Annotated in this window: 6 protein-coding genes; all 6 read left to right on the top strand. The window is 73.3% G+C overall.

All coding sequences use genetic code 11. From position 1 onward, the window contains the following. Positions 1 to 143: 143 nt before the first annotated feature. The 6 genes from OH735_RS13990 to OH735_RS14015 all read left to right on the top strand — a co-directional run bounded on the left by OH735_RS13990 (position 144) and on the right by OH735_RS14015 (position 12,380). Positions 144 to 3,791, top strand: coding sequence for an FHA domain-containing protein (locus tag OH735_RS13990; protein WP_406381818.1), 3,648 nt, complete (start codon positions 144 to 146; stop codon positions 3,789 to 3,791). A gap of 138 nt (positions 3,792 to 3,929) precedes the next feature. Further along, on the top strand, positions 3,930 to 5,294 hold the full coding sequence (locus tag OH735_RS13995; RefSeq protein ID WP_406381819.1) for an ABC transporter substrate-binding protein: 1,365 nt from the start codon (positions 3,930 to 3,932) through the stop codon (positions 5,292 to 5,294). Between the two features lie 4 nt (positions 5,295 to 5,298). Continuing rightward, complete coding sequence (locus tag OH735_RS14000; RefSeq protein WP_406381820.1) at positions 5,299 to 6,717, top strand: carbohydrate ABC transporter permease; 1,419 nt, start codon at positions 5,299 to 5,301, stop codon at positions 6,715 to 6,717. Next, positions 6,714 to 7,646 (top strand): carbohydrate ABC transporter permease, encoded by a 933-nt coding sequence (locus tag OH735_RS14005; RefSeq protein WP_406381822.1) that lies wholly within the window; start codon positions 6,714 to 6,716, stop codon positions 7,644 to 7,646. The genes OH735_RS14000 and OH735_RS14005 overlap by 4 nt, the downstream gene beginning before the upstream one ends. A 180-nt stretch (positions 7,647 to 7,826) precedes the next feature. Continuing rightward, complete coding sequence (locus OH735_RS14010) at positions 7,827 to 10,145, top strand: CDP-glycerol glycerophosphotransferase family protein (RefSeq protein WP_406381823.1); 2,319 nt, start codon at positions 7,827 to 7,829, stop codon at positions 10,143 to 10,145. A 51-nt stretch (positions 10,146 to 10,196) separates the two neighbouring features. Next, positions 10,197 to 12,380 (top strand): CDP-glycerol glycerophosphotransferase family protein, encoded by a 2,184-nt coding sequence (locus tag OH735_RS14015; protein WP_406381824.1) that lies wholly within the window; start codon positions 10,197 to 10,199, stop codon positions 12,378 to 12,380. Positions 12,381 to 12,433: the final 53 nt, after the last annotated feature.

The following is a 12,433-nucleotide window of genomic DNA, read 5'->3' on the forward strand; positions in this document are numbered from 1 at the left end:
GATGCCCTCAGCACGGACTGTGGGGTAGGGAGCCCTGCGGTGCGTGACGAACCTGTACCGGACGACGCGTCCGTGTCGGGTGGGGGGAATCACAGGCCGTTTCCCCTGCCCGGCACCCCGCGCAGAAGGGACCGCTGACGGCGATGCAGATCCGGCTGACCGTCCTCGCGCCGCGCAGCGGCCAGACCCCGGCGCGCGCCTGCGACGTGCTGGTCACCGCTCCGCCGGGGACGGCGCTCGCCACCGTGGCGTCCCCGCTGGCCGCGGCCGTCTCCGGGCCCGACGGCTCGCTCGGCAGCGGTGCGGTGGTGCTGTTCGCCGGGCGTGAGCGGCTCGACGCGCAGCGGTGCGCGCTGGGTGAGCCCCCGCTGGTCGACGGAGCGGTGCTCTCGCTCCAGGTCCCGGGCGAGGACGAAGCGGCGGACGACGCCGTCCCGGCGCAGCTGCACGTGGTCGCGGGGCCCGACGCGGGCGGGGTCCACCTGCTGCACGGCGGGCGGGTCCGGATCGGCCGCTCCGCCGACGCGGACGTCCCGCTCGACGACCCCGATGTGTCCCGGCTGCACTGCGCGGTGACGGTCTCCGCGGACGGCCTGGTCTCGGTGGCGGACCTGGGCTCCACCAACGGCACCCTGCTCGATGGCGCCGAGGTCCGCGACCACCCGGTCCGCCTGCAGCCCGGTGCGCTGCTGCGGCTCGGCGAATCGACGCTCCGGCTGACCTCCGGCGCGCGTACGCCGACGCTGTCGACGGCCCCGGACGGCGAGGGGCATCTGCGGGTGTCCGGTACGGCGGGCGCCTCCGCCGCCGACGACGGCTTCGCCGAGGAGCACGGCTCCGGCCACGGCTACGCACCGGCTGTCGCCCCCGGCTCCGGCCCCGCCCCGCACGAGAGACCCGGCGACCCCGACCATCACGGCAGCGGCGACGACGGGCCCGCCGACACCCGCCGCCACCCCGCCGCCGGGCCCCCGGCCCCCTTCCCGGGCGAGGAGACACCCCGGCGCGGCGGGATAGGCGCCTGGGCGCGCAGACTCGCGGGCAACAAGGGCGAGCCGGTCCATGAGCCGACGTCCGACAGGACGGGCGCCGGCGGGCCGCCCTTTCCGGCCGCCGCCCCGGTGACGCCCGCGGAGAGCACCTGGCCCGACCCCGCGGCCGTGCTGCTGACCGCGCTCGGCCCCGGTCCCCGGCTCTGGGAGCGCGACGCCGCGCACCCGGAGGCGCTCGTGGTGCGCCTGGGGACGACGGACCGGGCCGAGCTGCCCGCCGTGCCGGTGACCGTGGGGCTGCGGGAGGCCGGTTCCCTCGGGCTCGCCGGGCCGCGGACCCGGCTGGCCGGGCTCGCCCGTTCGACGGTCGCGCAGCTCGCCGCGCTGCACTCCCCCGCCGATCTGGAGATCGTCCTGATCAGCACGGACCGCGCCCGCGGCGCGGACGAGCGCAGACGCGAGTGGGCCTGGCTCGGCTGGCTGCCGCACGTGCGCCCGATGCACGGCCAGGACTGCCGGCTGCTCCTCGCGTACGACCGTGAGCAGGCCCTCGCCCGTACGACGGAGCTGGTGCGCCGGCTGGACGAGGGGCCGCTCGGGCCCGGCTGGGCGAGCCTGGACCGGGACACGGTCGCCGAGGCCGCCGACCGGTACACGGGCCCGTACACCGTGCTGATCGTCGACGGCGACCCCGGCTCGGCGGTGCTGCGCGAGAACACCGCCCGGCTGGCCGCCGCGGGTGCCGCCGCCGGGATCCATCTGATCTGTCTGGCCGAGACCCCGGCCGCCACACCCACCTCACCCGTCGCAGCGACGTACGAGGCCGCCTGCCACGCCTCGATCGCGTTCCGGGAGTGCGGGGCGGTGGCGATGCTGAGCGGCGATGTGGCGACGGCCCTGCGACTGCTGCGCGCGGCGGACGGCCGGGCCGCGGGCCGGGGCACGGTCGCGACCGTGGACGCGGTGTCGGCGCACTGGGCCGAGCGGTTCGGCCGGGCGCTGGCCCCGCTGCGCACGGAAAGTTCGGTGACGGCCCACGGCCGGCCGGTGTCGGCGGCGCTCCCGACGTCGGCCCGGCTGCTGGACGAGCTGGGCCTGGCCCGTGCCACCCCCGCCTCGCTGATGGCCCGTTGGGCGTCCACGGCCGATGACCAACCCGGCGCCACCGTCCACGGTTCGGGCCGCTGGGCGGGCGGGCCGGGGGGCAGAACCGGCGGCGGTACGGACACGGCCTCCCGCGGTTCGGGCCGTACGGATTACCCGCGCGGTGCGGGCCCCCGCGTGGGTGCCCAGCGCTCGGGCGGCGGCCCGGGTGGATACGACCCGGGCCCGGGTCGCACCCTGTACTCCGGCAGTGACACCGCCACGCACGTCGGCACGGCGGGCTACGGCCTCGGGCGCGACGAGGACCGCGACACCCACGGCTCCGGGCGCACCCCTTGTCCCGGCACCGCCGCGCCCCGCGTCAGTGGCGGGCGCCACGACGCCTCGCCCGGGGAGACCCCGGGCTCCCGCACCGTTCCCGGGTCCGGTTCCTGGGGCGGCGGCGATGCCCAGGGCGCCGACAGTCTCCGTTCGGCCGGGTCGGGACGGACGTCGAACCGGGTGAGCGGGCCGCGCGGCACCGACACCCCCCAGATCGCGGCGGCAGCCGCCGTGGACCCGAACACAGCCACGGACACGAACACAGGCACAGGCACAGGCACAAGCACCGGCGCACCCGCACCCGCCCCGTCCGCCCCCGCCGAAGGAATCGCCGCCGTGGCCGCCGGGCGGCCCGTCGTGGTGCTCGGTGCCGGGCCCCGGGGCGCGGTCAGTGTGGACCTGTCGGCGGAGGGCCCCCATCTCCTCATCGAGGGTCCGGCCGGCAGCGGACGTACGGAGCTGCTGCGGGCCGTCGCCGCCTCGCTGGCCGCCGCCGCCCGGCCCGACCGGCTGGGCATCCTCCTGGTCGACGGCGCCGGTGGCGAGCGCGGCGAGAGCCTGCGCCCGTGCACCGAACTCCCGCACGCGTTCACGCACCTCGTGGCCTCCGATCCGGTACGGATGCGGGAGTTCGCGCAGGCGCTGGGCGGCGAGCTGAAGCGGCGCGCCGAGCTGCTCGGCCGGTACGACTTCGCCGAGTGGCACCACCGGCACGAGGTGGCGCAGCGGATGGTCGGCCAGCGCCCGCCGACCGCCGCGGAACAGCGCGGCGACGTGGACTCCCCGCTGAGCGGGACGCTCCGCCTGCGCCCCGCCGCGCGGTCCACGGATGCCGGCCCGTCCCCGCTGCCCCGACTCGTCGTCCTCGTCGACGACTTCGACGCGCTGGTCGCCCCGGCGCTCGGCAGCCCCGGCCGGCCCGCCGCCGGTTCGGTCGTACGGGCCCTGGAGGCCGTGGCCAGGGAGGGCGGCCGGCTCGGCGTCCACCTGGTCGCGACGTCAGCCCGCCCGGACCGTACGGAGGACACGGATCTGGCCCACGGCGCCCGGCTGCGCATCGTGCTCGACGCACCGGTCGTCCCGCCGTCGCCGGAGGATCCGGCGCCCGGACGCGGCAGGCTGGGGCATCCGGACGGGCGGGTGACCCCGTTCCAGGGCGGCCGGGTGACGGGGCGCATTCCGCGTACGGCGACGCTGCGCCCCACCGTCGTCCCGCTGGAGTGGGAGCGGATGGGCGATCCGCCGACCCGGCGCCCGGTCCGCGAACTGGGCAACGGCCCGACGGACCTGGCGCTGCTGGCCAGTGCGCTGGAGCGGGCGGCCCGTTCGGTGAACGCCGAACCGATAGCCCCGTTCGGCCCCGTCCACTCCTGAGGGGTGAACCGGAACTTCTACTGACCACACGTCACGAGCCCATCACGATCAAGGAGTTGACGTCGAAAGCGCTATTGCGGCACCCGTAAGCCCGGGTAGGACTGTGCGCACACGACGATGTGGAGAGACGGGGCAGCGATGCGAACAACCCTTCGGATCAGCAGGGCCGCCATGGTGTTCACCGCCATCGGCGCACTCGCCCTGACCGGTTGCAGCGACAGCGGCGGCGGAAAAGACAAGCCGGACAAGGGCTCCGGGGGCGACAAGGAGAGCTCGTCGAGCGTCGCACTGCCGAAACTGAACGGCGAGAAGCTCTCGGTCGCGGCGGTCTGGACCGGAGCCGAGCAGGCCAACTTCGTCAAGGTCCTCAAGGAGTTCGAGAGCCGCACGGGGGCGACGGTCACCTTCGTCCCGGCGCAGGACCCGATCGTCAACTTCCTCGGTACGAAGATCGCGGGCGGGCAGCCGCCGGACGTCGCGATGATCCCGCAGGTCGGCGCGATCCGGCAGGCCGCCGAGAAGAAGTGGGCCAAGCCGGTCGGCGCCGAGGCCAAGGCCCAGCTGGCCAAGAACTACGGGAAGGTCTGGCAGGACCTCGGCGCGGTCGACGGCACCCAGTACGGCGTCTACTTCAAGGCCGCCAACAAGTCCCTGATCTGGTACAACGCCAAGGCGTTCGAGAACGCGGGCGCGGCCGAGCCGAAGACCTGGAAGGACTTCCTGGCGACGGCCGAGACGGTGTCCGCCTCCGGCGTCACCCCGGTCTCGGTCGGCGGTGCGGACGGCTGGACGCTCACCGACTGGTTCGAGAACATCTACCTCTCCCAGGCGGGTCCGGAGAAGTACGACCAGCTGGCCCAGCACGAGATCAAGTGGACGGACCCGTCCGTCAAGGACGCGCTGACCACGCTCGCGCAGCTCTTCGGCAAGCCGTCGCTGATCGCGGGCGGCGCGGACGGCGCGCTGCAGACGGAGTTCCCGGCCTCGGTCACCCAGACCTTCACCGGCGGTGACCAGCCGAAGGCCGCGATGGTCTACGAGGGCGACTTCGTGGCCGTCAACATCGCGCAGACGAAGGCGAAGATCGGGACGGACGCCAAGGTGTTCCCGTTCCCGGCGGTCGGCGCCGAGTCCCCCGTCGTGACGGGTGGCGACGCGGCAGTGGCCCTGAAGGACGGCAAGGGCGCCCAGGCCCTGCTGACCTGGCTGGGCTCGACCGACGCGGCGAAGATCATGGCCGAACAGGGCGGGTTCATCTCGCCGAACAAGGCCCTGGACGTCGCCGCGTATCCGAACGAGGTGCAGCGCACGATGGCGAAGGCGCTGATCGCGGCGGGTGACGCCGTCCGGTTCGACATGTCCGACCAGGCCCCGCAGTCGTTCGGCGGGACGCCCGGGAAGGGCGAGTGGAAGACCCTCCAGGACTTCCTGAAGAACCCGAAGGACATCGCGGGGACTCAGGCGAAGCTGGAGTCCGACGCGGCCAAGGCATACAAGAGCTGACGCGATGACGACAGCCGCAGCGGGGGGCGCCGACGCGGTGCCCCCCGCCGACAAGCATCCGTCCGGCGGGCCGTCGGTACCCGCGCCCAGGAAGCCGTCCGACGGTCCGGCCGGCGGCCCGGGACGCGGCCGCCGGAGTGTGACCGGCACCCGCCGGGTCCTCGCGGCGCTCTTCCTGGCGCCCGCGCTGGTGCTGCTGGGCGCGCTCGTGGTCTATCCGATCGTGTACTCCGTCTACCGGTCGTTCTTCGACCAGGCGGGTACGGGCTTCGCCGGACTCGACAACTACAAGGCGCTGTTCACGGACGACACCATCCGTACGGCGATCAAGAACAACGCGATCTGGGTCGTGTTCGCGCCGACGGTCTCCACGGCCCTCGGGCTGATCTTCGCCGTGCTGACCGAGCGCATCCGCTGGGGTACGGCGTTCAAGCTGGTCGTCTTCATGCCGATGGCGATCTCCATGCTCGCCGCCGGCATCATCTTCCGGCTGGTGTACGACGCGAACCCGGAGCGCGGGGTCGCCAACGCCGTATGGGTGGGCGTGCACGACACGTTCGCGGAGTCGGCGGGCTACCCGAAGGCGCATCCGCTGCCCGTCCACCCGCTCAGGGCGGGCGGCGGCGGCTCGTTCGTCACCAAGGCGCCGGTACGGGCCGGGCAGCCGGTGCAGCTGCCGCTGGTCGGTGTGGCCCCGGCGAAGCTGCCGTCGAGCGCGAAGCCCGCGAAGGCCGCCGCCACGGAGCCCGGGAAGGTCACCGGCACGGCGTGGCTGGACTTCACCAAGGGCGGCGGCGGCAGCCCCAACGTCATCGACGCCAAGGAGCTGGGCCTCAAGGGCATCAAGGTCGAGGCGGTCAAGGGCGGCAAGGTGGTGGCCTCGGCGACCGCGGGCGCGGACGGCACGTTCACCCTGCCCGCCGCGGCCGACGGCGCCGAACTCCGGCTCCCCGCCTCGAACTTCAAGGAGCCGTACAACGGGGTCGAGTGGCTCGGCCCGACCCTCGTCACCCCGGGGATCATCGGCTCCTACGTCTGGATGTGGGCCGGGTTCGCGATGGTGCTGATCGCCGCCGGCCTGGCGGGCCTGCCGCGTGAACTCCTCGAAGCGGCCCGGGTGGACGGCGCGAACGAATGGCAGGTGTTCCGCCGGATCACGGTGCCGATGCTCGCACCCGTGCTCTCCGTGGTGCTGGTCACGTTGATGATCAACGTCCTGAAGGTCTTCGACCTGGTCTTCATCATCTCACCGGGGTCCTCGCTGGCCGACGCGAACGTGCTGGCGCTCCAGCTCTACCGCTCCTCGTTCGGCACGGACGCCGACCTCGGAATCGGCAGCGCCATCGCCGTACTCCTGCTGCTGCTGGTACTCCCGGTGATGTACGTCAACATCCGCCGGATCCGGAAGGAGGGGCGCCGATGACGACGTCGAACACGGCCGCGGCACCGGGCCCGGCCACGAGCACGACAGCCGGACCGGGAACCGGACGGGCGAAGGCCGAGCGGTCCCTCGGCGCACGCATCGCCGCGCGTACCGGCGGCGGGGTGATGCGGGTCTTCCTCATCCTGGTGGGCCTGTTCTGGCTGATGCCGACCATCGGGCTGCTGCTCTCCTCGCTGCGCAGCGCGGACAACATCGCGTCGAGCGGCTGGTGGAAGATCTTCACGGCCCCCTCGCAGCTCACCTTCGACAACTACGCGCGACTGCTGGACAATTCGACTATCACCCACTCCCTCCTCAGCACGGTGATGATCACCGTCCCGGCGACCGTTCTGGTCGTCGTGATCGGTTCACTGGCCGGATACGCCTTCGCCTGGATGGACTTCCCCGGCCGCGACTGGTGGTTCCTGGTGGTCGTGGGGCTGTTGGTGGTGCCGGTACAGGTCGCTCTCGTCCCGGTCTCCAAGCTCTTCGGCGCGGTCGGGATCTTCGAGACGACCTTCGGCGTGATCATCTTCCACACCGCGTTCGGCCTGCCCTTCGCGATCTTCCTGCTGCGGAACTTCTTCGCGGAGATCCCGCGGGAGCTGCTGGAGGCGGCCCGCCTCGACGGCGCGGGCGAGATCCGGCTCTTCACCCGGGTCGTGATGCCGCTGGGCGGACCGGCGATCGCCTCGCTCGGGATCTTCCAGTTCCTCTGGGTGTGGAACGACATGCTGGTCGCGCTGATCTTCGCGGACTCCGGCTCGCCGCCGATCACGGTGGCCCTGCAGCAGCAGGTCCGGCAGTTCGGCAACAACATCGACGTGCTGGCGCCCGGCGCGTTCGTATCGATGGTGATTCCGCTGGCGGTCTTCTTCGCCTTCCAGCGCCAGTTCGTCTCCGGCGTGATGGCGGGCGCGGTGAAGTAGTCCGCACGACCGTACGTCAATACGCACAGCAGTACGTCAAACACGGGGTGGTCCTGTTCACCGCAACAGGGCCACCCCACCTGCACTTTCACGGATTTGCCACACTTTGACGTAACTTCGTCACTCCATCGGCCGTTTGCGGACCGCCCACACGCGCTGCGAACGCCCCCTGGATGTGATGTGCCCCGGTTCAGTGTCATCGTGCCCGCGTACCGGGTCCAGGCGTATCTGCACGAGAGCCTGGACTCGGTGCTCACGCAGTCCTTCGAGGACTTCGAGCTGATCGTGGTCGACGACTGCTCCCCCGATGCCTGCGGCGCCGTCATCGACGAGTTCGCCGCCCGGGATCCCCGGGTGCGGGCCGTGCACCTGCCGGAGAACGTGGGCCTGGGCCGGGCCCGTAACGCCGGGATCGCCCGGGCCACCGGCGACTATCTGATCTTCTTGGACAGCGACGACACCCTCGCCCCCGGCGCCCTGCGGGCCGTCGCCGACCGGATCGGGGCGACCGGGGAACCGGACGTCCTGGTCTACGACTACGCCCGTACGTACTGGACGGGCGAGAGCGTACGCAACACCTTCGCCGAACACCTCGACGAGTCCGGCCCCGCCACCTTCACGCTCACCGGCCGGCCCGGACTGCTGAAGGTCCTGATGGTCGTCTGGAACAAGGCGTACCGCCGCGCGTTCGTCGAGGCCGAGGGGTTCGCCTTCCCGCCCGGCTACTACGAGGACACCCCGTGGACCTACCCGGTGCTGATGGCCGCCCGCTCGATCGCGGTCCTCGACCGGGTGTGCGTCGGCTACCGGCAGCGGCGCCGGGGCAACATCCTGGCCACCACCAGCCGCAAGCACTTCGACGTCTTCGAACAGTACGACCGGGTCTTCGCGTTCATCGACACCCGCCCCGAACTCGCGCCCTGGCGGCCGGTGATCCACCGCAGGATGCTCGACCACTTCTGCACGCTGTTCACCGCCCCGGGCCGGCTGCCGCGCGACAGCCGCGCCGAGTTCTTCCGCCGGGCCCGGGCCCACTGCGCCCGCTACCGCACGCCCGGCGCGCCCGTCCCGCGCCGCGCCCGGCTGCGCCACGGCCTGATCCGGCTGGGCGCGCACCGCACGTACCGTGCGCTGTGGAGCGCGCAGTCGCTGCTCGGCCGGCTGCGGAAGGCCGGTGGCGCCGTCCGCCGGGTGCTGCGGGCCGCCGCCCTCCAGGCGTACTACCGCGTCCAGTTGCGGCTGCCCGTCCAGACGGACCGGGCGGTGTTCGCCGCGTACTGGCACGGCGGGTACGCCTGCAACCCGGCGGCGATCGAGGCGAAGGCCCGCGAACTGGTCCCCGGCCTGCGGACCGCCTGGATCTGCCGCCCCGAGGACGCGCACACCGTGCCCACCGCGACCCGCCGGGTCGCCCCCGGGACGTACGGCTACTGGCGGGCGCTGGCCCGGTCCGGGTATCTGGTGAACAACGTCAACTTCGACCGGCGGCTGGTCAAGCGGCGCGGCCAGGTGCTGCTCCAGACCCACCACGGCACCCCGCTCAAGACCATGGGCCTCGACCTCCAGGACCGGCCGGCCGCGGCCCGCGGGATGGACTTCGGGCAGCTGCTCGCCAATGTCGACAAGTGGGACTACTCCCTCTCCGCGAACCGGCACTCCACCCTCGTCTGGGAGAAGGCCTATCCGTCGGCCTCCGCGAACTGCGCGACGCTGGAGTCCGGTTACCCGCGCAACGACATCTACCAGCGCGCCACCGCGGGCGACGTGGCGCGGCTGCGCGCGTCGCTCGGCATCCCCGAGGGCGCCCTGGCCCTGCTGTACGCGCCCACGCACCGCGACTACCGGCGCGACCGGCAGCCCCTGCTCGACCTGGCGCGTCTGCTGCGGGTCCTCGGCCCGCACTCCGTGATCCTGGACCGCGCGCACTACTCGTACGGGGCCGTGCCGGTCCACGAGCCGCACCCGCGGATCATCGACGTCGGCGGCCACCCCTGCGTCGAGAAGCTCGCGCTCGCCTCGGACGCGCTGCTCACGGACTACTCGTCGCTGATGTTCGACTACGCGAATCTGGACCGGCCCGTCGTCATCCACTGCGGCGACCGCGAGGCGTACGAAGCGGCCCGCGGCACCTACTTCGACCTGCGCACCTGCCCGCCCGGCGCGGTCGCGCACAGCGAGGACGAACTGTTGGACATCTTCGCGACCGGCCACTGGTGCGGCGTCCGCTCCGCCCGGCTGCGCGCGGCGTTCCGGGAGCGTTTTTGTCCGTACGACGACGGGCACGCGGCGGAGCGGGTGGTGCGCCGGGTCTTCCTGGGCGACACGGCCGCCGGGCCGCCCGCGATCCCGCCGGCCCGCCGGCAGCCGGTACCGGCGGCGGGCAGTCCGGCGCAGGCCCCGGCAGCGCTCCCCGCACCGGCCACCACCACGGTCCCCGCGGACCGGCAGCCGTCCGCGGGGCTCGGTCTCGCCGGCTCCCGGCCCGCCGACCGCCCCTGACGGCGCCCCTCCCCCGAACCCCCGAGAACCCCTGTCCGAGAAAGAGCCCGTATGCCCCGGCTGAGTGTCATCATCCCCGTCCGCCGCGCCCGAGGGCAGCTGCGCGAGTGCCTGGAGTCGGTGCTCAGCCAGTCGTTCACGGACATCGAGGTGATCGGGGTCGACGACGGCGCGCCGGATGGTTCGGGGCTGCTCCTCGACGAGTTCGCCGCCCGGGACAGCCGGGTCCAGGCCGTCCATCTGCCGCCGGGGGCGGGCGCGGACGGGCGACGCAACGCCGGGGCCGAGCGGGCCGTCGGCGACTATCTCCTCTTCCTGGAGGGCACCTTCGTCCACCTGCCGGGCTCCCTGCGGGCCGTCGCCGACCGGCTGGACGCCGCCGGTGACCCCGAACTGCTGCTGTTCGGCCACCACAGGCGCCCGTTCCGGGGCCGCCCCCGGCCGACCCGGTCGCTGGAGCTGCTCAACGAACTGCCCGCGGACCGGCTCACCCTCGCCGGGCACCCCGTCCTCCTGGACATCGCACCGGTCTCCTGGAACCGCGCCGTGCGCCGCACCCTCCACGAGGGCGAGAAAATGGCCTTCGGGCCGGGGCCGCACGGCGAGCGGATGTACGCGCTCCAGACCCTCGCCGCGGCGGAGTCCATCGCCGTACTCCCCACCGCCTGCGTCGAACACCGGGGCCGGCGCCGGCTGCCCGCTGTCGCCGACGCGGCGGAACCGGCGGACGGCGCGGCGCCGCACGAACTCGTCGACGCGTACGCCGCTCTGATGGAGTTCGTCCGGGACCGGCCGCCGCTGCACCCCGTGCGCCCCCTGCTCTTCGAGCGGGCCGTCCAGGAACTCCTCGCCGGATACCCGTCGGTGGCCCGGCGACGCAGGCGCTACGTACGGTCCGTGGCCGCGTTCGTCCGCGCGCACCGGCCCGAGGGACACCGCTTCCCGGGCGGCGCCAGGGGGCTGCGCCCGCGACTGTTGGGCGTCGGCCGGTACGCCGCGCTCGGCGCCCTCGACACGGCCCTGGCCATGCGCCGGGGCCTGCGGGCGGCGCCCGGCGCGGTCCGGGCGCGGGCCCGGCGCACCCTCGCCGCGCGCTACTACTGGTGGCAGCGCAGACTTCCGCTGGACCCCGGGCTCGCCGTCTACGCCGCGTACTGGAACCGCGGGGTGAGCTGCAATCCGGAGGCCGTCTTCCGCAAGGCCCAGGAACTGGCCCCGCAGGTACGGGGCGTGTGGGTGGTGTCGAAGAACCACCTGGGCGCGGTGGACCGGGGCATCGACCACGTGGTGCCGGGAACCCGCCGCTACTGGCGGCTGCTGGCCCGGGCCACGTACTTCTTCAACAACGTCAACTTCCCCGACCACCTGGTCAAACGCCCCGGCCAGATCCATGTGATGACCCACCACGGCACCCCGCTGAAGATCATGGGGCTCGACCAGCAGGACTACCCGGCGGCGGCCCAGGGGCTGAACTTCGACCGCCTGCTCCAGCGCGTCGACCGGTGGGACTGGAGCGTCGCCGCGAGCCCGCACTCCACCGAGGTGTGGGCCCGCGCCTATCCGGGCGCCGCCCGGTCCCTGGAATCGGGCTACCCCCGCAATGACGTCTTCGCGACGGCGACCGACGAGCGGATCGCACAGATCCGCGAGGGCCTCGGCATCCGGCCCGGCCGGCGCGCCATCCTGTACGCGCCGACGCACCGCGACTACGAGGCGGCGTTCACCAGCCGCCTCGATCTGGTCCGGTTCTGCGAGGCGCTCGGCCCGGACACCGTGGTGCTGGTCCGCGCCCACTACTTCTACGAGGGTGCCGGGCTGCCGGAACACCCCTCGCTGCTCGACGTCTGCGACCATCCCCGGATCGAGGAGCTGTGCCTGGCGGCGGACGCGCTGGTGACGGACTACTCGTCGGTGATGTTCGACTACGCCCATCTGGACCGCCCGATCGTGGTGCACGCTCCCGACTGGGAGACGTACCGCACGGTCCGCGGGGTCTGCTTCGACCTGCTGTCCCAGAAGCCCGGCGACACCCCCGGCGCGGTCTCCACCGACACCGACGAGCTGGCCCGGATCTTTCTCGACGGCAGCTGGGAGAGCCCGGCGAACGAGGCGCTGCGGGCCGCGTTCCGGGCCCGGTTCTGTCCGTACGACGACGGGCGGGCCGCGGAGCGGGTGGTGCGGACGGTGCTGCTGAGGGAGAGCGCGGTGCCGGGCCCGTCCGGTGGCATGTCCTGAATCGCCGGACGGGATCGCTGGACGGGATCGCTGGACGGGATCGCCGGACGGGA

The sequence above is a fragment of the Streptomyces sp. NBC_01618 genome, from assembly GCF_045209435.1.
In the GTDB taxonomy this organism is placed as follows: domain Bacteria; phylum Actinomycetota; class Actinomycetes; order Streptomycetales; family Streptomycetaceae; genus Streptomyces.

Coding starts and splice junctions, on each gene's coding strand:
- OH735_RS14005 (WP_406381822.1), top strand. CDS start 6,714: ATGACGACGTCGAACACGGCCGCGGCACCGGGCCCGGCCACGAGCACG.
- OH735_RS14000 (WP_406381820.1), top strand. CDS start 5,299: ATGACGACAGCCGCAGCGGGGGGCGCCGACGCGGTGCCCCCCGCCGAC.
- OH735_RS13990 (WP_406381818.1), top strand. CDS start 144: ATGCAGATCCGGCTGACCGTCCTCGCGCCGCGCAGCGGCCAGACCCCG.
- OH735_RS13995 (WP_406381819.1), top strand. CDS start 3,930: ATGCGAACAACCCTTCGGATCAGCAGGGCCGCCATGGTGTTCACCGCC.
- OH735_RS14015 (WP_406381824.1), top strand. CDS start 10,197: ATGCCCCGGCTGAGTGTCATCATCCCCGTCCGCCGCGCCCGAGGGCAG.